23 protein-coding genes are annotated in these 25,846 nt (G+C 70.0%); 16 read left to right on the top strand and 7 right to left on the bottom strand.

What is annotated here, in order from left to right:
• Nucleotides 1-93: 93 nt before the first annotated feature.
• Nucleotides 94-4,773: a DEAD/DEAH box helicase gene (locus LY40_RS06235; RefSeq protein WP_258936194.1), complete on the bottom strand. Its 4,680-nt coding sequence runs from the start codon at nucleotides 4,771-4,773 to the stop codon at nucleotides 94-96.
• A gap of 236 nt (nucleotides 4,774-5,009) precedes the next feature.
• Between LY40_RS06235 and LY40_RS06230 the strand changes: the two genes are divergently transcribed.
• From LY40_RS06230 to LY40_RS06220, 3 genes are all read left to right on the top strand, one after another.
• Nucleotides 5,010-5,204: a DUF3046 domain-containing protein gene (locus LY40_RS06230; protein WP_183778032.1), complete on the top strand. Its 195-nt coding sequence runs from the start codon at nucleotides 5,010-5,012 to the stop codon at nucleotides 5,202-5,204.
• Nucleotides 5,205-5,495: 291 nt separating this feature from the next.
• Nucleotides 5,496-6,557 carry a recombinase RecA gene (recA, locus tag LY40_RS06225; protein WP_183654841.1) on the top strand — a complete coding sequence of 354 codons (1,062 nt, stop codon included), beginning with the start codon at nucleotides 5,496-5,498 and terminating at the stop codon, nucleotides 6,555-6,557.
• A 62-nt stretch (nucleotides 6,558-6,619) separates the two neighbouring features.
• A complete protein-coding gene (locus LY40_RS06220; protein WP_183784728.1) occupies nucleotides 6,620-7,141 on the top strand; it encodes a regulatory protein RecX in 522 nt (173 codons plus the stop codon).
• Between the two features lie 243 nt (nucleotides 7,142-7,384).
• On the opposite strand, the gene LY40_RS06215 is transcribed toward LY40_RS06220, so the two are convergent.
• The 5 genes from LY40_RS06215 to LY40_RS06195 all read right to left on the bottom strand — a co-directional run bounded on the left by LY40_RS06215 (nucleotide 7,385) and on the right by LY40_RS06195 (nucleotide 11,385).
• Entirely contained in the window at nucleotides 7,385-7,870 is a 486-nt protein-coding gene (locus LY40_RS06215) for a hypothetical protein (RefSeq protein ID WP_258936193.1), read from the bottom strand.
• Between the two features lie 211 nt (nucleotides 7,871-8,081).
• Nucleotides 8,082-8,957, bottom strand: coding sequence for an amino acid ABC transporter permease (locus LY40_RS06210; protein WP_183778028.1), 876 nt, complete (start codon nucleotides 8,955-8,957; stop codon nucleotides 8,082-8,084).
• Complete coding sequence (locus LY40_RS06205; protein ID WP_183778026.1) at nucleotides 8,954-9,622, bottom strand: amino acid ABC transporter permease; 669 nt, start codon at nucleotides 9,620-9,622, stop codon at nucleotides 8,954-8,956. Before LY40_RS06205 ends, LY40_RS06210 begins: the two co-directional genes overlap by 4 nt.
• A gap of 85 nt (nucleotides 9,623-9,707) precedes the next feature.
• Entirely contained in the window at nucleotides 9,708-10,565 is an 858-nt protein-coding gene (locus LY40_RS06200) for a glutamate ABC transporter substrate-binding protein (protein WP_183778024.1), read from the bottom strand.
• A 91-nt stretch (nucleotides 10,566-10,656) separates the two neighbouring features.
• Nucleotides 10,657-11,385, bottom strand: a complete 729-nt coding sequence (locus tag LY40_RS06195; protein ID WP_183784726.1) for an amino acid ABC transporter ATP-binding protein — start codon at nucleotides 11,383-11,385, stop codon at nucleotides 10,657-10,659.
• 255 nt (nucleotides 11,386-11,640) lie between these two features.
• Here LY40_RS06195 and miaB point away from each other — a divergent pair, with 255 nt between their 5' ends.
• Nucleotides 11,641-13,155 carry a tRNA (N6-isopentenyl adenosine(37)-C2)-methylthiotransferase MiaB gene (gene miaB, locus LY40_RS06190; RefSeq protein ID WP_258936192.1) on the top strand — a complete coding sequence of 505 codons (1,515 nt, stop codon included), beginning with the start codon at nucleotides 11,641-11,643 and terminating at the stop codon, nucleotides 13,153-13,155.
• Entirely contained in the window at nucleotides 13,143-13,625 is a 483-nt protein-coding gene (locus tag LY40_RS06185; protein WP_372497684.1) for an Rv2732c family membrane protein, read from the top strand. The genes miaB and LY40_RS06185 overlap by 13 nt, the downstream gene beginning before the upstream one ends.
• Nucleotides 13,626-13,749: 124 nt before the next feature.
• On the opposite strand, the gene LY40_RS06180 is transcribed toward LY40_RS06185, so the two are convergent.
• Complete coding sequence (locus LY40_RS06180) at nucleotides 13,750-15,060, bottom strand: DUF349 domain-containing protein (protein WP_183778018.1); 1,311 nt, start codon at nucleotides 15,058-15,060, stop codon at nucleotides 13,750-13,752.
• A gap of 207 nt (nucleotides 15,061-15,267) precedes the next feature.
• Here LY40_RS06180 and LY40_RS06175 point away from each other — a divergent pair, with 207 nt between their 5' ends.
• The 11 genes from LY40_RS06175 to LY40_RS06125 all read left to right on the top strand — a co-directional run bounded on the left by LY40_RS06175 (nucleotide 15,268) and on the right by LY40_RS06125 (nucleotide 25,846).
• Complete coding sequence (locus LY40_RS06175) at nucleotides 15,268-15,984, top strand: class III extradiol ring-cleavage dioxygenase family protein (protein ID WP_258936190.1); 717 nt, start codon at nucleotides 15,268-15,270, stop codon at nucleotides 15,982-15,984.
• Nucleotides 15,981-16,889, top strand: a complete 909-nt coding sequence (gene miaA / locus LY40_RS06170; protein WP_258936189.1) for a tRNA (adenosine(37)-N6)-dimethylallyltransferase MiaA — start codon at nucleotides 15,981-15,983, stop codon at nucleotides 16,887-16,889. Before LY40_RS06175 ends, miaA begins: the two co-directional genes overlap by 4 nt.
• A gap of 10 nt (nucleotides 16,890-16,899) precedes the next feature.
• On the top strand, nucleotides 16,900-17,742 hold the full coding sequence (gene dapF / locus LY40_RS06165) for a diaminopimelate epimerase (protein WP_258936188.1): 843 nt from the start codon (nucleotides 16,900-16,902) through the stop codon (nucleotides 17,740-17,742).
• Between the two features lie 518 nt (nucleotides 17,743-18,260).
• The gene (gene folC, locus LY40_RS06160) at nucleotides 18,261-19,745 is read left to right on the top strand and encodes a bifunctional tetrahydrofolate synthase/dihydrofolate synthase (protein WP_183778010.1); all 1,485 of its coding nucleotides are present in this window, start codon (nucleotides 18,261-18,263) and stop codon (nucleotides 19,743-19,745) included.
• Entirely contained in the window at nucleotides 19,742-20,167 is a 426-nt protein-coding gene (locus LY40_RS06155; protein WP_258936186.1) for a DUF4233 domain-containing protein, read from the top strand. Before folC ends, LY40_RS06155 begins: the two co-directional genes overlap by 4 nt.
• A 131-nt stretch (nucleotides 20,168-20,298) precedes the next feature.
• On the top strand, nucleotides 20,299-21,882 hold the full coding sequence (locus tag LY40_RS06150; protein ID WP_258936185.1) for an alkaline phosphatase D family protein: 1,584 nt from the start codon (nucleotides 20,299-20,301) through the stop codon (nucleotides 21,880-21,882).
• A gap of 94 nt (nucleotides 21,883-21,976) precedes the next feature.
• Complete coding sequence (gene ndk, locus LY40_RS06145) at nucleotides 21,977-22,387, top strand: nucleoside-diphosphate kinase (RefSeq protein ID WP_183778003.1); 411 nt, start codon at nucleotides 21,977-21,979, stop codon at nucleotides 22,385-22,387.
• A 93-nt stretch (nucleotides 22,388-22,480) separates the two neighbouring features.
• Entirely contained in the window at nucleotides 22,481-23,017 is a 537-nt protein-coding gene (locus tag LY40_RS06140) for a hypothetical protein (RefSeq protein WP_258936281.1), read from the top strand.
• A gap of 96 nt (nucleotides 23,018-23,113) precedes the next feature.
• A complete protein-coding gene (locus LY40_RS06135) occupies nucleotides 23,114-24,052 on the top strand; it encodes an ABC transporter ATP-binding protein (RefSeq protein WP_258936184.1) in 939 nt (312 codons plus the stop codon).
• Nucleotides 24,053-24,128: 76 nt separating this feature from the next.
• Nucleotides 24,129-24,959, top strand: a complete 831-nt coding sequence (locus LY40_RS06130) for an ABC transporter permease (RefSeq protein WP_258936277.1) — start codon at nucleotides 24,129-24,131, stop codon at nucleotides 24,957-24,959.
• Nucleotides 24,960-25,063: 104 nt separating this feature from the next.
• Nucleotides 25,064-25,846: an ABC transporter permease gene (locus tag LY40_RS06125; RefSeq protein ID WP_228726071.1), complete on the top strand. Its 783-nt coding sequence runs from the start codon at nucleotides 25,064-25,066 to the stop codon at nucleotides 25,844-25,846.

Genomic DNA, 25,846 nt, shown 5'->3' with positions numbered 1-25,846 from the left:
TCGTCCTCCGCCGGGCTCGTGCTGCTCGCGTGCGGTCCTGTCCGCACCGGGTTCGTCGGGATGCCAGCTTAGGACCGCTCCGGCCGCCGCCGATCAGGCCCGCAACCGCAGGCCTTTCGGGGTGGCGCGGAAACCGGCCTCCCGCAGCACGTCCGCGAGTTGCGAGGTCAGCGCCTGTTCGCCGTCGGCGCGCTGTACCTGCAGTTTGCCCAGCCATCCCTCCCTGACCGCGGCCGAGAGCGCCTCTGCCGCCTGGCGCAGCGACTCGGTGTGTTCGGTGAACGACAGCATGGACCGGCCGCCGCGTTCGACGTAGAGCGCGGGGACGCCGTCGACCAGTACGACCAGTGCCCCGGCCTTGCGTGCGGGCCGGTGTTTGGTGGTGCCGAGCGGCTCGGGCCACGGCAACGCCGCGCCGTAGGGCTGGGCGGGGTCGCTTGCCGCGAGCACCACCGCACCCTGCGTGTCCCGCGTTCCGGAGGTGTCGGACGCCGCGCGGAGCCGGTCGACGGCTCCGCGCGCGGCGAACTGCGCGGCGCCCAGGCCGTCGACGACGTAGCCGCGGATGACCTGTCCCGAGTCCTCCATGCTCCGCAGCACCTTGTAGATGCCGGAGAAGCCGCCCGTGACGCGTTCGGTGTCGAGCGCTCCCTTGGTCAGGACGCCGTGCCGTTCGAGGAACGACTCGGTGCGCGCGTGGGTTCGCCGGGTCGGGTCGGTCTCCCGCGGCGGCGTCAGCCCCCACCGGCCCGCGACGGTGGGCGGTCCGGTGCGTGACGGCATCGCGGGCCTGCCCGCGCGCATGCGGGCGTAGCGGCCGCGTGGTGCGGACCTGCGGGGTTTGTGCGCCGCGCCGCCACCGGAAACCTGGGCACGCAGCGGCGCGAGGGTGTCACCGGCGATGAGGCCGGCCCAGGTGAGGTCCCACAGTGCGGCCACGACGTCGGCGTCGTCCGGGGGAGCGTCGAGCAGCGGCGTCACGCGGTCGACGAGTTGGCGGAAGAACAGTGCGCCGTGTTCGACCGCGGACAGCACGGCCGCGTGGACCGGGCCCGCCTCGGCGACGTCGTCGTCGGCGTCGGGCAGGAGCAGGTCGGCCACGTCGGCCGGTGCGAGCGCGACCCAGCCGTCCCCGCCGGACAGCGCGCCGCAGCCCGCCCAGACGACTTCGCCCGCGGTCGTCAGCTCGTCCAGCAGCGCCGGGTGGTAGCCGGGCAGCCTGCTCGGCAGGATCAGCGATTCGACGGCGCTGGCCGGCAGGGGCGCCCCGGCGAGCTGTTCCACGACGGACAGCACGTCGTCGGCGGTCGGCGCCGAGCGCAGCCGGCCACCGATGCCGTGCCAGGAGGGCAGGAACCGGCCGAGTGCCGCCGGTTCGACGGGTTCGACCTCGGCCCGCAGTTTCGCCAGGGACGCGCGCCGCAGCCGCCGCAGCACAGCGGCGTCGCAGTATTCGACTCCGCCGGGTGCGTGGGGTTGCGGGCTCAGCTCGCCGCGGACGAGCCTGCCGTCGGCGGTCAGCCGGTCGAGCACACCCGTGGTGACGGCCGTGCCGATGCCGAACCGCTCGGCGAGCCGCGCGGCCGCGAACGGCCCGCGCCCGCGCGCATACCGGGTGACGAGGTCGCCGAGCGGGTCGTCGACCGGTTCGGTGAACGTCTCGGGTACGCCGACGGGCAGGGCCGCTCCCAGTGCGTCCCGCACCCGCCCCGCGTCCTCGATCGCCAGGTAGCGGTCCTCGCCCGCGATGCGCACCACGATCGCGCGGCGGCTCTCGACCAGTTCGGTCAGCCATTCGCGCCGCACCCCGCGCGCCGCGGCCTCGTCGGCCGTCATGTCCCCGAGGAAACGCAACAGGTCGGCGGTGTCCTCCGGGCCGCGGGCGTGGCGGTCCTCGTCGAGCCGCTGGAGTCCCCGTTCCACGTCCGCGACGGCATCCGGATCGAGCAGCTCCCTGACCGCCTCGGTGCCGAGCAGTTCGGCCAGCAGCGTCGAATCGAGCGACAGGGCCGCCGCCCTGCGTTCGGCCAGCGGCGCGTCGGTCTCGTAGAGGAACATGCCGACGTAGCCGAACAGCAGGCTGCGCGCGAACGGCGACGCCGACGGTGTTTCCACCTCGACGAGCTTCACCGTGCGGCTGCGCACATCGGTCATCAGCTCGCGCAGCCCGTCCACGTCGTAGACGTCCTGCAGGCACTCCCGCATCGCCTCCAGCACGACGGGGAAGCGTTCGTACTTGGCCGCCACGCTCAGCAGTTGCGCGGCGCGTTGCCGTTGCTGCCACAGCGGACTCCGCCTGCCCGGGTTGCGCCGCGGCAGCAGCAGCGACCGCGCCGCACATTCGCGGAACCGGGCGGCGAACAGTGCCGATCCGCCGACCTCGGTGACGATGAGTGATTCCACCTCATCCGGGTCGAGCAGCACGTCCTCGCCGGTCAGCGTGATCTCTTGGCCGTCGGCGTCGAGTGCGTCGGGCAGGCGCAACACGATGCCGTCGTCGGAATGGGCCGCCTGGGCGTCCACGCCGCGTGTCTCACGCAGCCTCGCCGTGATCGCCAGCGCCCACGGCGCGTTGACCTGTGCGCCGAACGGCGAGTGCACCACGACGCGCCAGTCGCCCAGTTCGTCGCGGAACCGTTCGAGCAGCAGGGTCCGGTCGTTGGGCACGTGGCGGGTGGCCTCGCGCTGTTCGCGCAGGTAGGCGAGCAGGTTCGTGGCCGCGCGCTCGTCGAGGCCCGCGTCGGCCGCGCGTCGCAGGGCGGTGTCGTCGCGGGCTCCTGACACCTCGCGCAGGAACGCACCGAGGGCTCTGCCGAGTTCGAGGGGTCTGCCGGGCGCGTCGCCCTTCCAGAACGGCATGCGTGCGGGGACGCCGGGTGCGGGAACGACGATGACGCGGTCGTGGGTGATGTCGGTGATCCGCCACGACGAGGTGCCGAGCAGGACGGTGTCACCCACGCGGGATTCGTAGACCATCTCCTCGTCGAGCTCGCCGACGCGACTGCCCGAGGCACGTCTTCCCGTCGAGGGCACATCGGCACTGCCCGAGGCACGTCTTCCCGTCGAGGGCACATCGGCACTGCCGGAAGCGCCTGCCGGCCGGTCGCCGTCGTCGCCGGGGGTCATCACGGTGAAGAGTCCGCGGTCGGGGATGGTGCCGCCGGAGGTGACGGCCAGCCGTTGCGCACCGGGCCTGCCCTGCAGTTCGCCGGTGACGCGGTCCCAGGTGATGCGGGCGCGCAGTTCGCCGAACTCCTCGCTGGGGTAGCGCCCGGCCAGCATGTCGAGGACGGCGTGCAGGGCGTCGTCCGGCAGGGAGGCGAACGGCGCGGCCCTGCGCACGGTGGTGGCCACGTCGTCGACGGTGCGCGGTTCGAGTGCCACCATCGCCACGATCTGCTGGGCGAGCACGTCGAGTGGGTTGCGCGGGTAGCGGGTCGCTTCGATCGCGCCGGATCCCATGCGCTCGGCGGTGACCGCGCAGGAGACGAGGTCGCCGCGGAACTTGGGGAACATCACGCCGCTGGAGACCGCGCCGACGTGGTGGCCCGCGCGTCCGACGCGCTGGAGACCCGAGGCGACCGTGGGCGGTGCCTCGATCTGCACCACCAGGTCGACCGCGCCCATGTCGATGCCGAGCTCGAGGGACGACGTCGCCACCACGCACGGCAACCTGCCGGTCTTGAGTTCCTCCTCCACGCGTGTGCGCTGCTCGCGGGACATCGAACCGTGGTGGGCCTTCGCCACGGTCGGTTCGGCGCCGGTGGTCAGGCCGGATTCGCCGATGGCTTCGGCGGGGAACTCGTCGCCGGGTTCGAGTTCGGTGCGTTCGGCGGCGAGTTCGTTGAGCCGGGCGGTGAGCCGTTCGGCCAGCCGCCGCGAGTTGGCGAACACGATGGTCGATCGGTGCGCGCGCACGAGGTCCAGCACGCGTCCTTCGACCGACGGCCAGATGGACGGCTTCGGTGCCCCTGCGGCGGGCACCTCGTCCTCGAGGGAGCCCGGTTCGGGCTGCGGTGCGGGGCCGTCCAGTTGGGCCATGTCCTCGACCGGGACCTCGACGCGCACCTCGACGGTCTTCGCGGCCTCGGGTTGGACGACCGTGACCGGCCTGCCGCCTGCGAGCAGCGAGCTCACTTCGTCGACGGGACGGACCGTCGCCGAGAGCCCGATGCGCTGCGCCGGTGTCGGGAGCAGGTCGTCCAGGCGCTCCAGCGACAGCGCCAGGTGCGCGCCGCGTTTGCCACCGGTGACGGCGTGCACCTCGTCGACGATCACCGTCTCGACACCCCGTAGCGATTCCCTGGACGACGACGTGAGTAGGAGGAACAGCGACTCCGGAGTGGTCACCAGCACGTCGGGCGGGGTGCGCTGGAAGGACCGGCGTTCGGCCGGGGTGGTGTCGCCGGTGCGCATGCCGACGGTGATGTCCGGCGCAGGCAGGTCCAGTCGTTGCGAGGCCTGTGCGATGCCGGTGAGCGGTGAGCGCAGGTTGCGCTGGACGTCGACGGCGAGCGCCTTGAGCGGGGACACGTACAGGACCCGGCACCGGTGTTGGGCGTCCTCCGGCGGCGGTGCGGTGGCCAGCCGGTCGAGGGCCCAGAGGAAGGCTGCGAGTGTCTTGCCCGAGCCGGTCGGTGCGATGACCAGCGCGTGCTGACCCGCGTGCGCGGCCCGCCACGCGCCCTCCTGGGCGGAGGTGGGCGCAGCGAAGGCCCCGGCGAACCAGTCCCTGGTCGCAGGGGAGAAGAGGTCGAGCGCGCGGTCGGTCACGTCCCCATGATGCGGCCGGTCACCGACATTCCGGGTGCGGGCCGGGTCCGGTCCTGCGCGCCGCGGTGGTCAGCGGTGGTCATTTCCGCCGGTTGCGCCGGATCTGCACGAGCAGTACCACGAGTGTGGCGGTCACGGTCGCGATGGCGGCCAGGGTGAGTGCGGTGGAGCCGATTCCGGAGTCGGGTGGCATGGTGCCCACGATACGGCGCCGCGGCGCGGCTACGCTGGCGTCGATGCGGATCACGGTGTTCCGTCGGTTGATGGCCGACGAGTTCGGCGCCACCAGGGCGGAGATGCTGGCCAAGGACCACGTGCTGAGCGGTCTCGACGGCCGGACGGTCGAGGAGGCGCTCGAGGCGGGGGTTCCCGCGAAGGAGATCTGGAAGCAGGTCTGCACGGAGTTCGAGGTGCCCGTCGAGCGCCGGTGAAGAGCGAAAGATCCTATCGCATCGGGGTGTCGCTTTCGATCTCGAACAGATGTTCTCTAGGATGTTGTCCACATCGGGGTTGGCTGTCCACAGATTCAGCGTGACTCGCGCCGACTGTCGGACCCCGCCCGTAGTGTCGGCCCTCGGCGACCGGCACGCGTGACCCGGCATGCGTGCACCGACTCGGTGCCGGCGCACGAGCACGACCCGGATACAGCAGATCCGGACACCGCAACTTCGGATACAGCAACTTCGGATACAGCAACCGCGAAGGCCAATGAGGTGGGTTCCATGGCAGCAGCATCGGACAAGGGTGCACCGGACAAGGGCAAGGCGCTCGACCTGGCGCTGGCCCAGATCGACAAGCAGTTCGGCAAGGGCTCGGTGATGCGACTGGGCGAGGACACCCGTCCGCCGGTCGAGGTCGTCCCGACCGGGGCCATCGCGCTCGACATCGCGCTGGGTATCGGCGGCCTGCCGCGCGGCCGGGTCATCGAGGTGTACGGCCCCGAGTCGTCCGGTAAGACCACCGTGGCACTGCACGCCGTGGCGAACGCACAGAAGAACGGCGGTATCGCCGCCTTCATCGACGCCGAGCACGCGCTCGACCCGGAGTACGCCAAGGTCCTCGGTGTCGACACCGACGCGCTGCTGGTGTCGCAGCCCGACACCGGTGAGCAGGCGCTCGAGATCGCCGACATGCTGATCCGGTCGGGTGCGCTCGACATCGTGGTCATCGACTCCGTTGCCGCCCTCGTGCCGCGTGCGGAGATCGAGGGCGAGATGGGTGATTCCCACGTCGGCCTGCAGGCGCGGTTGATGAGCCAGGCGCTGCGGAAGATCACCGGTGCGCTGCACAACTCCGGCACCAGCGCGATCTTCATCAACCAGCTGCGCGAGAAGGTCGGCGTGATGTTCGGCTCGCCGGAGACCACCACGGGTGGTAAGGCGCTGAAGTTCTACGCGTCGGTCCGGCTCGACGTGCGGCGGATCGAGACGCTCAAGGACGGTGGCGAGCCGGTCGGCAACCGCACCCGCGTGAAGGTCGTGAAGAACAAGGTCGCCCCGCCGTTCAAGCAGGCCGAGTTCGACATCCTCTACGGCGTCGGTATCTCCCGTGAGGGCTCGCTGATCGACATGGGCGTCGATCAGGGCATCCTGCGCAAGTCCGGTGCCTGGTACACGTACGAGGGTGACCAGCTCGGCCAGGGCAAGGAGAACTCGCGGCGGTTCCTCAAGGACAACCCGGACGTCGCCAACGAGATCGAGAAGAAGATCCTGGAGAAGCTCGGGGTCGGTGCCAAGGTCGACGCCGAGGAGGCCGCGGCCGAGCCTGCACCCGTCGAGTTCTGAGGGGTCTGCCGGTGAGCGAACCGGATTCGACGGGTGCGCGACGGTCGCGCGCCCGCACCCCGGTGTCCGAGCTGCCGCCGGAGGAGGCGAGGCGCAAGGCCAAGGAGGTCTGCTTCGACCTGCTGGCCGCTCGCCCTCGCACCAAGGAGGAACTGCGGTCGGCGCTGGCGCGGAAGGGCTTCGACGGCGAGGTCTGTGACGAGCTGCTGCGCAAGCTCGACGATGCCGGGCTGATCGACGACGCGGCGTTCGCGGAGACCTGGGTGCGATCCCGGCACACCCATCAGGGTCTGGGCAGGCGCGCGCTGGTCGCGGAGCTCCGGCGCAAGGGCGTCGACAGCGAGGTGGCTGCGGAGGCGGCGGGGGAGATCGATGCCCGCGCCGAGGAGGAGCGTGCGCGGGAGCTCGTCCGCAAGAAGCTGCGGACGATGACGGGTGTCGACGAGCAGAAGGCCACGCGCCGGCTGTTGGGCATGCTGGCGCGCAAGGGCTATCCGCAGGGCCTGTCCTACGGCGTCGTGCGCGAGGAACTCCGCAATGCCGGAGCCGAATCGACCCCGCTCGACGACGCCACCCCGGACTGACCACCCCGTGTGGGGCTACTCCTCCGAAGACGAGTCAGCAGTCAGGGTCCCCGATCGCGGTGGCCCTGACTGCTCCGGCATGGCGATCGGATGGGAATTGCTGATCACAGGGTCGGGCCCGGGTCGTAGGTAATGTCGGCTCCGTGGAGGTCAAGGCCTTCTGTGGGCAGGGGCTGTGAACATCACCTTCACTGTGACGCGGCAGTGATCATTCTCGACCGGTTCTTGTTCCCCTCGGTGTGTTCAGTTCCAGCAGACGAGCCCCGACTCCTGTGTCATCGTGACAGTGTTCCCGCTTCCTGACAGTCCGATATAGGTAACGACGGCCGAAGCGCAGTACTCGGCGTACTTGGTGGGGGCGTCGGCCCGAACCAGCATGGAGTGCGCCCCTTCCGCGCCGTACGCTACGTTGTTCCCTTTGGCTGCGCTGACGAAATAGTGTTTCGAATTGCCCTGGACGGCAAAGTATGTGAACTCGGTCTTGATCTGCAGTAGGTTGTGCTGATCTTTACTGCATTCGGCGGAGATGGTGAGCCGTTCCCGCGCACCCATGTTGTCCGAGGCGGTGTGCCCCTTGAGGTTGCCCTTGCAGTTTCCCCCGCCGAACGGGGTGTTCGTGCCGGCGTGCGCCGGCGAGGAAAAGAGCGCCATCGAGAGTGTGACAATGCCGAGCAGGGATGCTCCGCGTCGCGTTTTATGAGTATTGTTCACGATTCGCCCTTCGTTCATCGGAATCTCGACGAAACGATTTCGATGCTACGCAAGGGTTGTGCCGCGTGAAGTCCCTCGTTCCGGTTATCTTGAATCGAACGTGGATATTCGTGAGGTTCAGTCGATTGAAAAGCAGAAGGGCCACCTTCCCGGGCTGGGGGAAGGTGGCCCTTCGCGGTCGTGGCCTGGAGTCGCAGGCCCACACTCGGACGCGAACCGGGCGGAGTGACTACAACTCGTTGTTACCGTCGTCGAGCGGCTTCACCACGGTGCCGGAGCTCGTCTTTCGCTGCCGGGACCATTTCTCCAGCCAGCCTGCGGCGGCCGTGAGCAGGTTGTTCAACAGGATGTAGATCACCGCGACGATCGTCAGGGTGGCGATCGTGTTCGCGAAGTAGTTGTTCGAGATCGGTCGGATTTGGCTGAACAGGTCGCTGAAGCCCAGCGCGGCACCACCCAGTGCGGTGTCCTTCACGATCACGACGAGCTGGCTGACGATTGCCGGCAGCATCGCGGTGACGGCCTGGGGCAGCAGCACGTTCGTCATGGTCTGCGTCTTGCGCATGCCGATCGCCTTGGCCGCCTCCGTCTGGCCAGTGGGCAGCGACTGGATGCCCGCACGCACCACCTCGGCGAGCACGGCTCCGTTGTACAGCACCAACGCCGTGACCACGGCCAACAGTGGCCGGTAGTCCGAGTCGACGTCGGTGTACTCGGAGTAGAACTCGTTGGCGAAGAACATGAGGATCAGCACCGGAACGGCGCGGAAGAACTCCACCACGGTTCCGGCGGGCACGCGGATCCACACGTGATCCGACAGTCGCAGGATGCCGAACAACGAGCCGATGGGCAGCGCGATCACGATCGCCAGCCCCGCGGCGATGAGCGTGTTCAGCAGTCCCGGGAAGATGAAGGTCGTCCACACCTGGCCCTCGGTGAAGAACGGACCCCACTTCTGCCAGGTGAGCTGGTCCTTCTCCGCCAGCGTCGCAATGATCCACCAGCCGACACCGGCGAGCGCGAGAAGGAACAGCACCGTGTAGACGGCGTTGCGCGTCTTGGCCTTCGGCCCGGGGACGTCGTAGAGGACGGAGGGAGCGCTCATCGTTTCACCGTCGCTTTCTTGGCGACCCGGCCCAGCAGGAGCCCGATGGGCAGGGTCAGGATCACGAAGCCCATCGCGAAGGTCATGAAGACCAGCCCGATGACGTCGCTCTCGTTCTCGATCATCTCGCTCATCAGCAGCGAGGCTTCGGCGACGCCGATAGTGCTGGCCACCGTCGTGTTCTTGGTCAGCGCGATCAGCACGCTGGTCAGCGGACCGATCACGGACCGGAACGCCTGCGGCAGCACGATCATGCGCAGGACCTGGCCGAAGTTCAGGCCCAGAGCCCGCGCCGCCTCGGCCTGTCCGACCGGGACGGTGTTGATGCCCGAGCGCAGTGATTCGCACACGAACGTCGACGTGTACAGCACGAAGCCGAGGACGGCGAGCCGGAAGTTGATCGTAGTGAGGACATCCCCGCCCAGCGCCGCCCCCAGGGTCTGGTTGAGACCGAGGGACATCGAGATGATGACCAGGGTCAGCGGGATGCTTCGCACGATGTTGACGTAGGCCCCGCCGAATGCCCGCATGATGGGGACCGGGCTGACCCGCATACCGGCGAGAATGGTTCCCCAGAGCAGCGAACCGATCGCCGAATACACGGTGAGCTGGACGGTGACCCAGAAAGCGCCGAGTATGTCGTACTCGGTCAGAAAATCGAACACGTGGTGCTCCTCCGGAGACCGAACGAGCCCGGGCCGACCCCGTTGAGGCGGGCCCGAGCTCGAATCGGTGTCTGTCTCAGGTCAGTTACTCGACCACTTCGCCGACGGTCGGCGCCTCCGGGACCTCGTAACCGGCCGGCCCGAAGTGCTGCTGGGCGGCCTTCTTCCACTCGCCGGAGTCGATCATCTTCTGGATCGCCTCGTCGAGTGCCTTCTTGCCCTCGTCGTCGCCCTCACGCAGGCCGATGCCGTAGTTCTCGTTGCTGAGCTCGGCGCCGACCAGCTGGAACTTGCCGGGCTGCTGAGCGGCGTAACCGGCGAGAATCGTGTCGTCGGTGGTCATCGCGTCGATGGCCTCGTTCTCGACGCCGGTGAGGCACTCGGAGTAGCCGCCGTACTCCTGCAGCTGTGCCTTCGGGGCGAAGTCGTCGCGGACGTTCTGGGCCGAGGTCGATCCCTTGACCGAACAGAGCTTCTTGTTCTTGTTGAGGTCCTCGGCACCCTGGATCGAGTCGTCGCCCTTCCGCACGAGCAGGTCCTGGTGGGCCAGGAAGTACGGGCCTGCGAAGTCGACCGCCTCGTCGCGTTCGGGCGTGATCGAGTAGGTGGCGACGATCATGTCGACGTCGCCCTTCTGGATCATGTTCTCGCGCTGGGCGGACGGCGTTTCGACGAACTCGATGTCGCCTTCCTCGACGCCCAGCTCCTTGGCGACGTACGTGGCGACGTCGACGTCGAAGCCCTCGTACGAGCCGTCCGGCTTCTTCAGGCCGAGGCCGGGCTGGTCGATCTTGACGCCGATGGTCAGCGAACCGTTGTCCTCGGCGCGCTGGACGAGCGATTTGTTCGCGTCCTCTTCGCTGTTCGGTTGGCCGCAGGCTGCGAGCGTCAGGCCGACCGCCGCCACCAGGGCGCCGGTACGTAGTACTCGGCTGAAACGCATGTCGTGTTCCTTCCGTTGCCAGGTGGTTCGCCCGCCTCCGGCGGGTGTCGGGACAGGCCCCGGCAGGGGTATCGCGGGGCCGGATGTGCGATCAGTGGGTGAGGATCTTGCCGAGGAAGTCCTTCGCGCGGTCCGATTTCGGCGCAGTGAAGAAGTCGGTCGGTGTGGAATCCTCGACGACCTCGCCGTCGGCCATGAAGATCACGCGGTGGGCGGCCCGGCGGGCGAAGCCCATCTCGTGCGTGACGACGACCATCGTCATGCCTTCGTCGGCGAGTGAGGTCATTGTGTCGAGCACCTCCTGCACCATTTCGGGGTCCAGTGCGGAGGTCGGCTCGTCGAACAACATCACCTTCGGCTTCATCGCCAGCGCGCGGGCGATCGCCGCGCGCTGCTGCTGGCCGCCCGAGAGCTGTGCCGGGTACTTGTCGGCCTGGTCGGCGATGCCTACGCGCTCGAGCAGCTCCATCGCGGTCTCGCGCGCCTCGCTCTGCGAGGCCTTACGCACCTTGACCGGGCCGAGCGTGACGTTCTCGACGATCGACTTGTGCGAGAACAGGTTGAACTGCTGGAACACCATGCCGACGTCGGCGCGCAGTGCAGCGAGCGCCTTGCCCTCGGCCGGCAGCGGTTCGCCGTCGACCTCGATCGTGCCCGAGTTGATCGGCTCGAGGCGGTTGATGGCGCGGCAGAGGGTCGATTTACCCGACCCGGACGGTCCCAGCACGACCACGACCTGCCCGCGTGGGACCTCGAGATTGATGTCCTTCAGTACGTGCAGGTCGCCGAAGTACTTGTCCACGGACGCCGCCTTGATCATCGGCGGGGTGGTGCCCGTGGACGCGCCGCCGGAGCCGGACGCCTCGGTACTCAAATCTTGCCTCCATAACGGTGAGCTGCCGGTTCGACGAGCATGTCCGGCAACCCCGAGATTGAACACCATCGGGTCAATCCCGGTGCGCCATTTAAGTCAAATCGCAATCTTTCGCCCCGGGTCGCCTACGGCGCGTGACCGGAGCTGCTCGCGGGAGCCTATCCACTCGAGCCCGATCCGGCCCACCGAGGTGCCCGTTAGATGCCTGATTACCCTGGTGACGTGACCCGTTCGTACTCCATCCGCACCTTCGGCTGCCAGATGAACGTCCACGACTCCGAGCGTCTCGCGGGACAACTGGAGGACGCGGGATACGTCGCGGCCGCCGAGGGCGACGCCGCCGACGTCGTCGTGCTCAACACATGCGCCGTGCGGGAGAACGCCGACAACAAGCTGTACGGCAACCTCGGTCATCTGCGCGCCCGTAAGAACGAGAAGCCCGGCATGCAGATCGCGGTCGGCGGCTGTCTCGCGCAGAAGGACCGCGGCGAGATCGTCAAGCGGGCGCCCTGGGTCGACGTGGTGTTCGGTACCCACAACATCGGGTCGCTGCCGACACTGCTGGAACGCGCTCGCCACAACGCCGAGGCCGAGGTCGAGATCCTCGAGGCGCTCGAGACGTTCCCGTCCACGCTGCCCGCCCGGCGCGACTCCGCCTACTCGGGCTGGGTGTCGATCTCGGTGGGCTGTAACAACACGTGCACGTTCTGCATCGTGCCGTCGCTGCGGGGCAAGGAACGCGACCGCAGGCCCGGCGAGATCCTGGCCGAGGTCGAGGCGCTGGTCGCCGAGGGCGTGCTCGAGGTGACCCTGCTCGGCCAGAACGTCAACTCCTACGGGGTCGAATTCGGCGATCGGCACGCCTTCGGCAAGCTGCTGCGCTCGTGCGGCTCCGTCGACGGGCTCGAGCGCGTGCGGTTCACCTCCCCGCACCCGGCCGCGTTCACCGACGACGTGATCGACGCGATGGCCGAGACCCCCAACGTGTGCCACCAGCTGCACATGCCACTGCAGTCCGGTTCCGATCGCATCCTGAAGGCGATGCGCCGCTCGTACCGGTCGGAACGGTTCCTGTCCATCTTGGACAAGGTGCGCACCGCGATGCCCGACGCCGCGATCACCACCGACATCATCGTCGGCTTCCCCGGGGAGACCGAGGAGGACTTCGAGCAGACGCTCGAGGTGGTGCGCCGCGCCCGGTTCTCCAGCGCGTTCACGTTCCAGTACTCGAAGCGGCCCGGAACGCCCGCCGCCGAACTCGACGGTCAGCTGGCCAAGGAGGTCGTGCAGGAGCGGTACGAGCGGCTCGTCGCCCTGCAGGACGAGATCTCCTGGGAGGAGAACCGCAAGCAGGTCGGCAGGCGCGTGGAACTCCTCGTCGCCACAGGTGAAGGCCGTAAGGACGCGGAGACACGGCGCATGAGCGGACGCGCCCGCGACGGCAGGCTCGTGCACTTCACGCCCACCGGTCCGGAGATCGACACGGCCGTGCGGCCCGGCGACATCGTCGAGACCACGGTGACCTACGCCGCGCCGCACCACCTGGTGGCCGACGGTGACCTGCTCAGCCACCGCAGAACCCGCGCGGGCGACAACGCCGAGGCGGGGCAGCGGCCCAAGACCGACGGCGTCAGCCTCGGCCTGCCGAGCTTCGGCCGCCCCGCCGAAGCCGCGGAAGCCGCCGCGACGACCACGGCGACGGGATGCGGACTGTGACCGACGACGAACGGGACCCCGCGGTCGAAGAACTCGGCGCCGACGTCGACGCCACCCTCTCCAAGGCCGAGAAGACCATCGAGCCCGGGCGCTCCGGGTTCACGATCGCCGTCGTCGTGTTCGTGGCGCTCATCGCGATCCTGCTGCCATGGGCCGGCGGCGAGCCCGGCTGGCGCATGTTCGCGGGTGAAGGCGGCGCGATCCCGCTGCTGTTCGTGTCCACCAGCGCGTTGTTCGCTGTGCTGGCCTCAGCCGCCGCCCTCGTGACCCGTCGCTGGTGGCTCAGCTGGATCTGCACGGTCGGATGCTGGGTCTCGTCGGTGGACGGCCTGCTGGCCATCTGGTCGCAGCAGTCGTCACCCGTCAGCGGTCACGCCGGCACCGGCCCCGGTGCGGGCATGATCGTCATGTGGATCTGCGTCGTCGTGCTCGCCGTGCAGTGGACGCGCCTCGCGTGGTCACGGTCCTGACGGGCGCTCGCCCCGCTATCGCCTGACCGGCTGGTTGGCCCGGGCCCGGCGTCGACGGACCGGCTTCGGCGTCCGGGTGACCGCGCCCCGGTGAGGAGGGCCGCGGTCACCCGGCGCAGCCGGATCAGCGGTCGGCGATCGCGGCCTCGGCCGCCGACAACCACTCGCGCCACTGCGCGGCCTGCTGCTCGGCCTTCGCCGCGCGCTTGTCGTCCCCGGCGTCGCGGGCCTTGGCGGCCTGCTCCTCGAACTGCTCCACCTTCTCGCGGAACTGCGCCACGCGCGCCTGCGCCTCGGGGTCGGTCCGGCGCCACTTGGCGTCCTCGGCCCCGCGCACGCGGTCCTGCACCGCCTTGAGCCTGCCGTCGAGCTCGCGGATGCGTTCCCGTGGCACCTTGCCGATCTCGTCCCACTGCTCCTGAATGCGCCGCAGCTGCGAGCGAGCCGCCTCCAGATTCGCCGACGGGTCGATCTTCTCCGCCTCGACCAGCAGTTCCTCCTTGCGGGAAGCGTTCTCGGCGAACTCGGCATCCCGTTCGGAGAACGCCGCCGCCCTGCGGGAGAAGAACGCGTCCTGGGCGGCGCGGAACCGCTGCCACAGCGCGTCGTCGGCGTCCTTCGGCGCCCGGCCCGCGGCCTTCCAATCGGCCATGAGCTGCTTGTACCGCGCGGCGGTCGGGCCCCAGTCGGTCGACTCGGTCATCGACTCGGCCTCGGCGATGAGTTCCTCCTTGCGCCGCTTCGCCGTGGCCCGCTGCTTGTCCAGCTCGGCGAAGTGCGAGCCGCGCCTGCGGTTGAACGCCTCCCGCGCCTTCGAGAACCGTTTCCACAGTTCGTCGTCGGTCTTGCGGTCGATGCCCTTGATCGTCTTCCACTCCTCGAGGATCGCCTTGAGGCGGTCGCCGGCCCACTTCCACTGGGTCGACTCGGCGGCGATCTGCTCGGCCTCCGCGGCGAGCTCCTGCTTGCGGGCGACGGCCTCGGCGCGCGCCTGCTCCCGCTTCTCCTTCACCTGGGAGACGGCCTGCTCGGCGTGTGCGATCACGGCGTCCAGTTTCGCCGCCAGGGCGTCGACGTCTCCGACGATCGCCGCGTCGGGGAGGCCTTCCTTGAGGTGTGTGGCACTGCTGAGCGCCTGCTTCGGGTCGCCGGCACCGGAGGAGAGGCGGGTCTCCAGCAGCTCCACCTCGGTGCGCAGGTCGTCGAACCGCCGCGCGAAGTGGACCAGGCCCTCCTGGGCCGTGCCCGCCTGCCACACGCCGACCTGCCGTTCACCGTCGGAGGCGCGGACGAACACCGCACCCTCGTCGTCGATGCGGCCCCAGCGCTCGGGGTGCGGTTCCGCCGCGGGAACCGTGGAAGCGGCCTGTGTGTGCGGCACCTCGCTGGGCGCCGGCACGTGCGTCGTGTTCTCCGGGGTGTTCTGCTCGGCCATGGCCGGCTCCTTCTCACCTAGGCCCGTGGTGGGCGCCCCGCCGCGGGCGGGGCCGGGTGGTGCTGTCGGTGTCACTGCCTGGGATCGCGGGCGATCCGGTGGGTCGTTGTCCGCATTCAAACAGGTCAGCGCGGTTCTCGGTACTCCGTTGCCGGAAGATTGCCTCAAGACGTACCGCGGAGAGTGCTGCCGGTAGCCTCTGGACGCGTGATCTCGTGTGCCGTCGTGGTTCCCGCTGCACCGCTTCTGGTGCCGGAGTTGGTCCCCGGTACGCGGCTCGCCGACGCGGTGCGCGCCGCCGCCGTCGACGCGGCGTCCCGGTTGCCGTCCCGGTGGATCGCCGTGGGCGCGGCTGCCGCGGGCAGCGCGCCCGCCACCGTCGAGGCCGACCGGGCCGGCACGTTCCGCGCGTTCGGCGCCGACGTGGTCGTACCTCTTGGCGAGCATGCCGCCGGACCGCCGGAGGACCTTCCGCTGTCCGCGCTCGTCGCCGCGTGGCTGCGGGTGCGGGCGGGCGCGCACACGGTGCGTGCGGAACTGATCGCCGAGGACGCGAGCCCCTCCGACTGCGTGACGCTGGGCGAGAAACTGGCCGCGACCGACGACCCGGCCGGCGACCCGGTCGGACTGCTGGTGGTGGGTGACGGATCGGCGCGCAGGGACACCGCACCGCCCGGTGAGGAGGACGAGCGGGCAGAGGGCTTCGACAGTGCCGTCGCCGCCGCGCTCGCCGCCGCCGACCCGGAGGCCCTGCTCGACATCGACCCCGCTCTGGCCGATGAGCTGCGAGTGGCCGGCCGCGCCCCGTGGCAGGTCCTCGCCGGCTTCGCCCGCGCCCGCGGCGTCGCCTGGCGCGGTGACCTCGTGTATTCGGACGCTCCTCGCGGTGTGGGCTACCACGTCGCGTACTGGGAGGCGGGATGAGCATCCGACCGGTGGCGGTCGTCGGGCCGACGGCCACGGGGAAGACGGCGCTCGGTGTGGAGCTGGCACTCGCCCTGGGAGGGGAGGTCGTCAACGCCGACGCGATGCAGCTGTACCGCGGCATGGACATCGGTACGGCGAAGGTGACCGTGGCCGAACGCCGGGGCGTGCCGCACCGGCTGCTCGACGTGCTGGACGTGACGGAGACGGCGTCGGTGGCGGCCTACCAGCGTGACGCGCGCGCCGAGGTGGAACGGCTGCTCGCCGAGGGGCGGGTGCCGGTGCTGGTCGGCGGATCGGGACTGTACGTGCAGGCCGTCGTCGACGAGCTGCGGTTCCCCGGTACCGACCCCGAGGTGCGGGCCGCGCTGGAGGCCGAGGCACAGCGGGTCGGCGCAGCGGCGCTGCACGAACGACTCGGCACTCTCGATCCGGATGCGGCCGCGGCGATCCTGCCGGGCAACGTGCGGCGGATCGTGCGCGCCCTGGAGGTCATCGAGATCACCGGGCAGCCGTTCTCGGCGAATCTGCCGACCCCGGGCGAGCCCCGGTACGGCACCGTGCTGGTCGGCGTGGACCGCGACGTCGCCGAGCTGGACGAGCGGGTGAACCTGCGCGTGGAGCGGATGTTCGCCGACGGGCTCGTCGAGGAGGTGCGCACCCTGGAACGACGGGGGCTGCGCGAGGGCAAGACCGCGTCGCGGGCGCTCGGGTACCAGCAGGTGCTGGCGGCCATCGACGCCGGGACCGGGGATTTCACGCAGGCCGCCGACGAGACGGCGCAGGCGACCCGACGGTTCGTCCGCAAACAGCGCAAGTGGTTCCGGCGTGACACGCGCATCCACTGGTTCGACGGTGGAGATCCGGAACTGGGTGATCGCGTCCGCCGTCTGGTGACGCCGTAATCTGGACGGCATGGGTGGAATCGAGTTCCTCAAAGGGCACGGCACGCAGAACGACTTCGTGATCCTGCCCGATGCGGTCGGTGCGCTGGAGCTGACGCCGGAGCGTGTCGCCGCGCTGTGTGACCGGCAACGAGGGCTCGGCGCCGACGGTGTGCTGCGGGTCGTGCGCGTGTCGGCCGTGGACGGGGACGTCCCGGGCACCGAGGACTCGGCCGCCGAATGGTTCATGGACTACCGCAACGCCGACGGTTCGGCCGCGGAGATGTGCGGGAACGGGGTGCGGGTGTTCGCGCGCTACCTCGTCGAATCCGGCCTCGAGGAGCGGCGGGAGTTCGCCGTCGGCACCCGTGCGGGGGATCGGCCGGTGCAGGTGCACCGGGATCTGTCGGTGACCGTGGAGATGGGGCCGGCGCGGATCATCGGCACCTCGGTCGCGGTGGTCGACGGGCGAGAACTGTCCGGGGTCGCCGTCGACGTCGGCAACCCGCACCTGGTGTCCACAATGGATGACGACGTGTCGGGTCTCGACCTGCGGGAGCAGCCCCGGTTCGACCACGACTTCTTCCCCGACGGCGTCAACCTCGAGTTCATCAACACCGTCGAGCCCGGCGCGCTCCGCATGCGCGTGTACGAACGGGGAGTGGGGGAGACCCGGGCGTGCGGCACCGGCACCGTGGCCGCCGTCGCGGCGGCGCTGCATCTCTCGGGGACGGACCACGGTTCGTCCACAGTGGATATCCCGGGTGGGCGGGTGACCGTGACGGTCGACCGCGAGGGAGCGACGCTGACCGGCCCGGCCGAGTTCGTCGCCCGCGGCGAACTCGACGCCGGCTGGTGGGGCCGCAACCGCTGATCCGTCGCCGCCGACCCGCTGCCCTGCGGATCTGCTGCCCCGCGGATCTGCGAGCCGGCGGATGCGTCGCCCACGTGCCGCCGACGAGCCGGCGGATGCGTCGCCGACGTGCCGGAGTGCATGTGCCGGAGTGCATGTGCCGGAGTGCATGTGCCGGAGCGCAGGACGGGCACCATCGGCCGGCGGTGCTCGGCCGATGGTGCGTGCGACGGCGCCGGCCGCGCCGGCCAGGGACTGGACCCGCCGTCGACCTGCCGACCCGCGGTGACGGTTCGGCGGGTCCGTAGCTCCGTCACCCGCGTGTCCTGCGCTCATACCCGCGTGTCCTGCGCTCGTGCATCGCCGGCAGGCCGTGGCCGCGAACGGCGAACACGTGCCGGAGTGCAGCACACGCGGTGTTGCCGTAGTGGTCCGGGGGAAGGACGGGTGGTCATGATCATTGTGGACGGAGGGTGTGGCCGCTCGTGACACGCGGCGCACGTAGACTCGAACCTGTCAATGCAGTACCAGCAGGGAGAATGTGCGTGTCGGACGACGAGCAGGAGTTTCCGCCCGAACTCACCGAGGGCGACAACTTCATCGCCGGTCCGCTGCCGGACGACCCGGAGCCGCTCAGCGACGAGGCCGAGGCCGCCATCGAGCAGCAGTCCCGGCGTGAGTTGCAGATCGTCGAGGCCGAGCTGAACGAGCGGTGGCCGGAGACGAAGCTGGAGCCGTCGCTGACGCGCATCTCCGCGCTGATGAACCTGCTCGGTGATCCGCACCGCACCTATCCGGTGCTGCACGTCGCCGGCACCAACGGCAAGAGCTCGGTCTCGCGCATGATCGAGGCGCTCATGACGCAGATGGGCCTGCGGGTCGGCCGCTACACCAGTCCGCATCTGCAGCTGGTGACCGAGCGGATCAGCATCGACGGGCAGCCGATCTCCGCCGAGCGCTATGTCGACACTTACCGCGACGTCGCGCCGTTCGTGCAGATGGTCGACCAGGCGGGCGCCGCCGATGCGCCGCCGATGAGCAAGTTCGAGGTGCTCACCGGTATGGCGTTCGCCGCGTTCGCCGACGCGCCCGTCGAGGTCGCAGTGCTCGAGGCGGGCATGGGCGGCGCGTGGGACGCCACGAACGTCGCCGATGGCCAGGTCGCCGTCGTCACGCCGGTCGGCATCGACCACGCCGACTACCTCGGTGACGACCGCGCGACCATCGCCGGGGAGAAGGCGGGCATCATCAAGGCCGGTTCGGTGGCGGTCATCGCCGAGCAGGAATCCGACGCCGAGCGCGTGCTGCTGGAACGGGCCGTCGAGGTCGACGCCGCCGTCGCACGTGCGGGCAGCGAGTTCACCGTGCTGGACCGCACCAAGGCCGTCGGCGGGCAGATGCTCACCATCCAGGGTCTCGGCGGCGTGTACGAGGAAGTGTTCCTGCCACTGCACGGCAAGCACCAGGCCGACAACGCCGCACTGGCGCTGGCCGCGGTCGAGGCGTTCTTCGGGGCGGGCAAGGAGCGCCAGCTCGTCGGGGAATCGGTGCGCGCGGCGTTCGCCGAGATCGTCACGCCGGGCAGGCTGGAACGTGTCCGCGCCGCGCCTGCGGTGCTCGTCGACGCGGCGCACAACCCGCACGGCGCCGCCGCGCTGGCCGCCACGATCGACGAGGAGTTCGCGTTCCGCAGGCTCGTCGCCGTCATCGGCGTCCTCGAGGACAAGGACGTCCGGGGCATTCTGGAGGCGCTCGACCCGGTCGTCGACGAGGTCGTCGTCACCGTCAACACCTCGCCGCGGGCGATGCCCGCCGAGCAGCTGGCCGAGCTCGCGATGGCCGTGTTCGGCGAGGAGCGGGTGACGGTCGAGCCCGCGCTCGACACCGCGATCGAGACCGCCATCAGTCTCGTCGAACAGCCCGACGACCCCGAGGAACCCCTCGCGGGCGGCGGGGTGCTCGTCACCGGTTCGGTGGTCACCGCGGGCGAGGCCCGCACGCTGTTCGGCAAGGAGCCCGCATGAGCGACGACGGCACCCCCTCGGGCGCGGCCGAGCCCACCGGCGACGCGCCGGCCCCGGCGACCGACCCGATGAAGGGTTTCCGCGGTGTCCAGGCAGGGACGCTGGTCATCGAGGCGATCGTCGTCGCGCTGGCGCTGCCCGTGGTCGGCACGCTCGGTGACGGCGTGACGAGCTTCCAGGGCTGGACCGTCATGGCCGTCGTCGCCGCGCTGCTCGTGCTGTGCGGGCTGCTGAAACAGCCCTGGGCGGTATGGGCGATCCTCGGCCTGCACGTCGTGCTGCTGGCGTTCGTCGTCGCGCTGCCGTCGATCGCCGTGATCGGGCTGATCTTCCTCGGGGTGTGGCTGTGGCTGTTGTGGCTGCGCCGCGACGTCGCGCGGCGCATGGCCCAGGGCACGCTCCCCAGCCAACAGCAGGGGTAGACACCGCCCGTCTCCTGTTCGCACGGCGGCGCGGAGGCGCCGGGGCGTGAGATCGTCACCGCCCCGCGTCGTTCACCGCCCGGCCACGCGGCGTTGAACCGGCGGCCCCGCCCGCCCGGTAGAAGTGCGGCATGACCGATCTTCCTCCCCACCACGATGTTTCCGCGGCCGATGACGGCTTCGAGCGCCGCAGACTGTTGAAAGCGGGTGCCGTCGGCGCGGGCGTGCTCGCCGCCGCCACGCTGACCGGCGGCACGGCCGCCGGTTTCACCCGTTCCGGCCGTCCGGTGCTCACCCACGGCGTGCAGTCCGGCGACGTCGACATGCACTCGGCGATGGTGTGGACGCGCGCCGACCGCCCCTCGCGCATGCTCGTCGAGGTCTCGGCCGACCCGTCCTTCCGCCGCAGTCGCCACGTGCGCGGCCCCGTACTGAGTCCCGAGACCGACGGTACCGGCAAACTGCGGTTGCGTGGGCTGCCGACCGGCGCCGACACGTACTACCGCGTCACCGCCGAGGACCTGGACGGGCGCGTGACGTCCGAACCGGTGATCGGCAGGCTCCGCACCGCGCCGAAGGGCCGCTCCGACGTCCGCCTCACCTGGTCCGGCGACGTCGCGGGCCAGGGCTGGGGCATCAACGCCGACATCGGCGGCATGCCCGCCTACACGGCGATGGCCGAGCGCCGCCCCGACCTGTTCCTGCACTGCGGCGACACCGTCTACGCCGACGGGCCCCTCGAGGACTCGGTGACGCTGCCGGACGGGCGGGTGTACCGCAACCTGGTCACCGAGGCCAAGTCGAAGGTCGCCGAAACGCTCGAGGAGTACCGCGGCCAGTTCGCCTACAACCTGCTCGCCGACGCCGTCCGCGAGTTCAACGCCGTGACTCCCAGCTACGTGCAGTGGGACGACCACGAGGTCGTCAACAACTGGTACCCCGGCGAGATCCTGGACCTGCCCGAATACACCGAGAAGCGTGTCGACGTGCTGGCGCGGCGCGCGTTCCGGGCGTTCCACGAATGGCACCCGATCGACCCGAAGGCCGCCGAGGACGGGCGCGTGTACCGCAACTTCGCCTACGGCGACCACGTCGAGGTGTTCGTGCTCGACATGCGCAGCTACAAGGACCGCAACGACGGCGACGCCCGCCGCGACGGTTCCGTGCTGGGCGAGCGGCAGGCGGCCTGGCTCGTGCGCGCCCTGGCCCGCAGCAAGGCGACGTGGAAGATCGTGCAGGCCGACCTGCCCATCGGCCTCCATGTCGCCGACGGCGACGACGGCGACATGGAAGGCGTGTCCAACGGGATCGGCGGCGCCCCCGGCGGGCGCGAGACCGAGCTGGCGTGGGTGCTGTCGCAGATCGCCCGCAGGCAGATTCGCAACGTCGTGTGGCTGACCGCCGACGTGCACTACACGGCGGCGCACCACTACAGCCCCGAACGGGCGAGCTTCACCGACTTCGCCCCGTTCTGGGAGTTCGTCTCCGGCCCGCTGCACGCGGGTGCGTTCGGTCCCGGCGACCTGGACGGCACGTTCGGTCCGGAGGCCGTGTTCACGCACGCACCGCCCGCCGACGGGCAGAACGCCTCGCCCATGGAGGGCTTCCAGCACTTCGGCGAGATCAACGTGGACGGACGGAGCGGTGCACTCACCGTCGATCTGCGTGACGGCACCGGCGCCGCCCTGTGGTCGAAGACGCTGCAGCCGGAGTGAACCGGGCCGGCGGCCTCCCGCCCTCACGAGAGGGCGCGGGGAGGGGCCGCTACGCTTTTTCCAATACCGTTTTGTGTTGAAGGAGAAATACCCCGTGACTGAGCGCACGTTGGTTCTGGTCAAGCCCGATGGCGTCAAGCGGGGCCTGGTCGGTGAGGTCATCTCGCGCATCGAGCGCAAGGGACTGTCGCTCGCCGCGATGGACCTGCGCACCGTCGAGCGTTCCGTGGCCGAGGAGCACTACGCCGAGCACAAGGACAAGCCGTTCTTCGGCGAGCTCGTCGACTTCATCACCTCGGGTCCGCTCGTGGCGATGACCGTCGAGGGCCCGCGCGCGATCGCGGCCTTCCGCCAGCTGGCAGGCGGCACCGACCCCGTCGAGAAGGCGACGCCGGGCACGCTGCGCGGCGACTACGCCCTCGAGGTGCAGTTCAACCTGGTGCACGGCTCGGACTCGCCCGAGTCGGCCGAGCGCGAGCTGAAGCTCTGGTTCGGCAGCCTCTGAGGCACGTGCCTCGGGCACGCTGAGCATTCGACACCCGGTGGCCGCTTCCTCCCGCGAGGAGGAAGCGGCCACCGTCGTTCGTGAGGGGGACCGATGAATCAGCCGTACGGCCACGGCCCGCAGGGTGCGCCCGGCCTGCAACCGTCGCAGCAGCCGCAGGGGATGCGCGGTCCGCACGGCGCGCCCGGTCCGCAGGGAGTACCCGGCGGAGCGCCGGGGCCCGGTGGCGCACCCTGGCAGGCGCCCGGTCCGTATCACCAGACGGCGTATCAGCAGGCTCCGTATCTGCAGCAGCCCGGGCACGGGTGGCCGCCGCAGCAGCAACCGCCGTACGGAGCCGTTCCGCCGGGCGGCGGGCCACCCACCTCGCGCGGGCCCGACGGACTGTCGATCACAGCCCTCGTGTTCGGCCTCCTCGCCCTGCTCGGGGCCGGTGTGCTCGTCGTCGCCCGTATGGGGCTGATCGTGTTGATCCTCGCTGTGATCGGCTTGTCTACGTCGATCACAGCGCTGGTCAAGGCCCGCGCGGCCGGACGCCCGACGACACTGCCGGTCGTCGGGCTGGTACTCGCGGGGACGAGCATCGTGTTGACGGTGGCGATCGCCGCCGTGGCCATCTCGCTGGAGTGATACGGCGACGGGCTGCGGGCGACACTGCCGTGTCGAAATCCGTCGTTTCCTGTCGGTGGGTTGTGGCAATGTTCCGCGGGTGAGCGGTGAGACCACATGAGCGGTGAGGCGGCAGCCCCGATGGTGGAGGCCAAGGCGCTGGTGAAGCGCTTCGGCGACTTCGAAGCCGTCCGTGGGATCGACGTGCAGGTGCGCAAGGGCGAGGCGTTCGGTTTCCTGGGGCCGAACGGTGCCGGCAAGTCGTCGACGATGCGGATGATCGCGTCGACCTCACCGCGGTCCGACGGCGACCTGCGCGTGCTGGGCATGGACCCGGACGTCGACGGGCCGCGGATCCGTGCTCGTCTCGGTTCGGTGCCGCAGCAGGACACGCTGGACACCGAGCTGACGGTGCGGCAGAACCTGCAGATCTACGGCCGGTACTTCGGCATGTCGCGGGCCGACGTGCGCCGCAAGGCGACAGAGCTGATGGAATTCGCCCAGCTCTCCGAGCGCGCCGACGGCTTGGTGGACGCGCTGTCCGGCGGTATGAAACGGCGGCTGACGATCGCCCGCTCGCTCGTGAACGATCCCGACCTGCTGCTGCTCGACGAACCGACCACCGGGCTGGATCCGCAGGCGCGGCACATGTTGTGGGACCGGTTGTTCCGGCTCAAGGCCGGCGGCGTCACCCTCATCATCACCAGTCACTACATGGACGAGGTCGAGCAGCTGTGCGACCGGCTCGTCGTCATGGACGACGGCCGCATCGTCGCCGAGGGTTCGCCCTCGGAACTCATCGCCCGGTACTCGACCCGTGAGGTGCTCGAGCTGCGGTTCGCGCCGGGGGAGCAGGGTGGCATCGCGGAGCGGGTGGCCGAGTTCGGCGGACGGGTCGAAGAGCTGCCGGACCGCGTGCTCGTCTACACCGGGGACGGCGAACGTGCGCTGGAACAGGTCCACGGCCGGGACGTGCGGCCGGCGTCGAGCCTCGTCCGGCGCAGCACGCTCGAAGACGTCTTCCTGCGCCTGACCGGCCGGACGCTGGTGGACTGACATGGCGGGCAGGGACACGGCGGGCAGAGACACGGCGGGCAGAGACACGGCGGGCAGGGACATGACGGGCGGGAACATGGCGGGCGCGACGGCGCGCGTGGAGACCGGATCCCGCTCGGCCGGCTGGGTGCTCGGATCGTGGCGCGCGGCCTGGCTGCGGGTCGAGGCGCACTGGACGTGGTATCGGCGGTACTGGCAGTCGAGCCTGTACTCGTCGGGGCTGCAACCGGTGCTGTTCCTCGCGGCGATGGGCCTCGGTTTCGGTTCCCAGGTCGAGGCGGGTCCTGCCACCGGCGGGCTGGCGTACCTGCATTATGTGGCGCCCGCGCTGCTGGTCGCCGGCGCGGTGCAGAACGCCATCGGCGAGTTGAGCTATCCCGTGCTGTCCGGGTTCAAATGGCAACAGGACTACTACGCGGTGACCGCGACGCCCGTGACGGCGGGACAGCTGCTCGGCGGGCAGATCATCTGGATCGCGCTGCGAGTGGGGATCGCCTGTGTCGTGTACGCGATCATCGCGCTGTTGTTCGGCGCCTGGCTGAACGCCGGGGCGCTGCTGGTCATCCCCGTCGGCGTGCTCGCGGCCGTGGCGTGCGGCGTGCCGATCATGGCGGTCGCGGCGACGACCTACAACGAAGGGGAGCGGTTCGCCGCCATCTTCCGGTTCCTCGTCATGCCGATGATCCTGTTCTCCGGCACGTTCTTTCCGATCGAGCAGATCCCCGGTGCGGTCCGGTGGCTCGCCTGGATCTCGCCGGTCTGGCACGGCACCGAACTCGCGCGCGGCGTGACCCTCGGCGGTCTCGGCATCGGGCCCGCGCTCGGGCACCTGGCGTTCCTGGGTGCGCTGTTCGGCGTCAGCGCCGTGCTGGCGCGCCGGTACTTCTATCGGCGGCTGGTGGTGTGATGCGGACCTCCCCGACGACCTCGACGACCGCACCGGGCGCCGCCGGGCCGGACGCCACGAAGCCGGACACCACGAAGCCGGCGCGGCGCGGCCTGCTCCTGCGGATGCTGCCGGCGCCCCTCTACGCGGGACGCGCGCGTGCCCTGCTGGAGCGTTCGGCGATGGTGTACTCGCGCGCCTGGCTCGTGTTCGTCTCCGGCGTGGTGGAGCCGCTGCTGTACCTGCTGGCGTTCCAGGTCGGCTTCGGCAAGCTCGTCGAGGAGGTCACCGGTCCCGGCGGGCAGACGATGAGCTACGTCGCGTTCGTCGCACCGGCACTGCTGGCGGCTTCGGCGATGAATGGCGCGGTGTTCGACTCGACGTTCAACGTCTTCTTCAAGTTCCGCTACAACAAGACCTACGACGCCATCCTCGCGACCCCGCTCGGGCCGCTCGACATCGCGCTCGGCGAGATCAGCTGGGCGGTCCTGCGTGGCGGGCTGTACGCGCTGGCGTTCCTCGGTGTGATGACCGGTTTCGGGCTCGTCACCTCGCCGTGGGCGCTGCTGCTCCTGCCGGTGGCGTTGCTGGTGTCGTTCGCGTTCTCCGCCGTGGGCATGGTGTGCGCGACGTTCCTGAAGTCCCCCGCGCAGTTCGACTTCGTCCAGCTCGCAGTGATGCCGATGTTCCTGCTGTCGACGACGTTCTACCCACTGTCGGTCTACCCGGAGCCGCTGCAGTACGCGGTGCAGTGCCTGCCGCTGTACCACGGTGTCGAACTCACCAGGGGGCTGGCGGTCGGCGTGCTGGACGTGAGCATGATCGGCCACGCCGCGTATCTGTTCGTGCTCGCCGCGGCCGGTTCCTACTTCACCGCGAAACGCCTGGCGCGCCTGCTGCTGCGCTGA

Source organism: Prauserella salsuginis (assembly GCF_024648885.1).
GTDB classification, from domain to species: domain Bacteria; phylum Actinomycetota; class Actinomycetes; order Mycobacteriales; family Pseudonocardiaceae; genus Prauserella; species Prauserella salsuginis.
The sequence above is the reverse complement of the archived record's forward strand: the minus strand, read 5'-3'. Positions and strand labels throughout refer to the sequence as shown.

Bases quoted from the DNA above. Each gene is read 5' to 3' on its own strand.
- recA (WP_183654841.1), top strand. From the start codon at position 5,496: ATGGCAGCAGCATCGGACAAGGGTGCACCGGACAAGGGCAAGGCGCTC.
- dapF (WP_258936188.1), top strand. From the start codon at position 16,900: ATGGGTGGAATCGAGTTCCTCAAAGGGCACGGCACGCAGAACGACTTC.
- LY40_RS06155 (WP_258936186.1), top strand. From the start codon at position 19,742: ATGAGCGACGACGGCACCCCCTCGGGCGCGGCCGAGCCCACCGGCGAC.
- folC (WP_183778010.1), top strand. From the start codon at position 18,261: ATGTGCGTGTCGGACGACGAGCAGGAGTTTCCGCCCGAACTCACCGAG.
- LY40_RS06210 (WP_183778028.1), bottom strand. From the start codon at position 8,957: ATGAGCGCTCCCTCCGTCCTCTACGACGTCCCCGGGCCGAAGGCCAAG.
- LY40_RS06130 (WP_258936277.1), top strand. From the start codon at position 24,129: ATGGCGGGCGCGACGGCGCGCGTGGAGACCGGATCCCGCTCGGCCGGC.
- LY40_RS06150 (WP_258936185.1), top strand. From the start codon at position 20,299: ATGACCGATCTTCCTCCCCACCACGATGTTTCCGCGGCCGATGACGGC.
- LY40_RS06200 (WP_183778024.1), bottom strand. From the start codon at position 10,565: ATGCGTTTCAGCCGAGTACTACGTACCGGCGCCCTGGTGGCGGCGGTC.
- LY40_RS06230 (WP_183778032.1), top strand. From the start codon at position 5,010: ATGCGGATCACGGTGTTCCGTCGGTTGATGGCCGACGAGTTCGGCGCC.
- miaA (WP_258936189.1), top strand. From the start codon at position 15,981: ATGAGCATCCGACCGGTGGCGGTCGTCGGGCCGACGGCCACGGGGAAG.
- miaB (WP_258936192.1), top strand. From the start codon at position 11,641: ATGCCTGATTACCCTGGTGACGTGACCCGTTCGTACTCCATCCGCACC.
- LY40_RS06215 (WP_258936193.1), bottom strand. From the start codon at position 7,870: ATGAACGAAGGGCGAATCGTGAACAATACTCATAAAACGCGACGCGGA.
- LY40_RS06185 (WP_372497684.1), top strand. From the start codon at position 13,143: ATGCGGACTGTGACCGACGACGAACGGGACCCCGCGGTCGAAGAACTC.
- LY40_RS06135 (WP_258936184.1), top strand. From the start codon at position 23,114: ATGAGCGGTGAGGCGGCAGCCCCGATGGTGGAGGCCAAGGCGCTGGTG.
- LY40_RS06140 (WP_258936281.1), top strand. From the start codon at position 22,481: ATGAATCAGCCGTACGGCCACGGCCCGCAGGGTGCGCCCGGCCTGCAA.
- LY40_RS06195 (WP_183784726.1), bottom strand. From the start codon at position 11,385: ATGATCAAGGCGGCGTCCGTGGACAAGTACTTCGGCGACCTGCACGTA.
- LY40_RS06125 (WP_228726071.1), top strand. From the start codon at position 25,064: ATGCTGCCGGCGCCCCTCTACGCGGGACGCGCGCGTGCCCTGCTGGAG.
- LY40_RS06180 (WP_183778018.1), bottom strand. From the start codon at position 15,060: ATGGCCGAGCAGAACACCCCGGAGAACACGACGCACGTGCCGGCGCCC.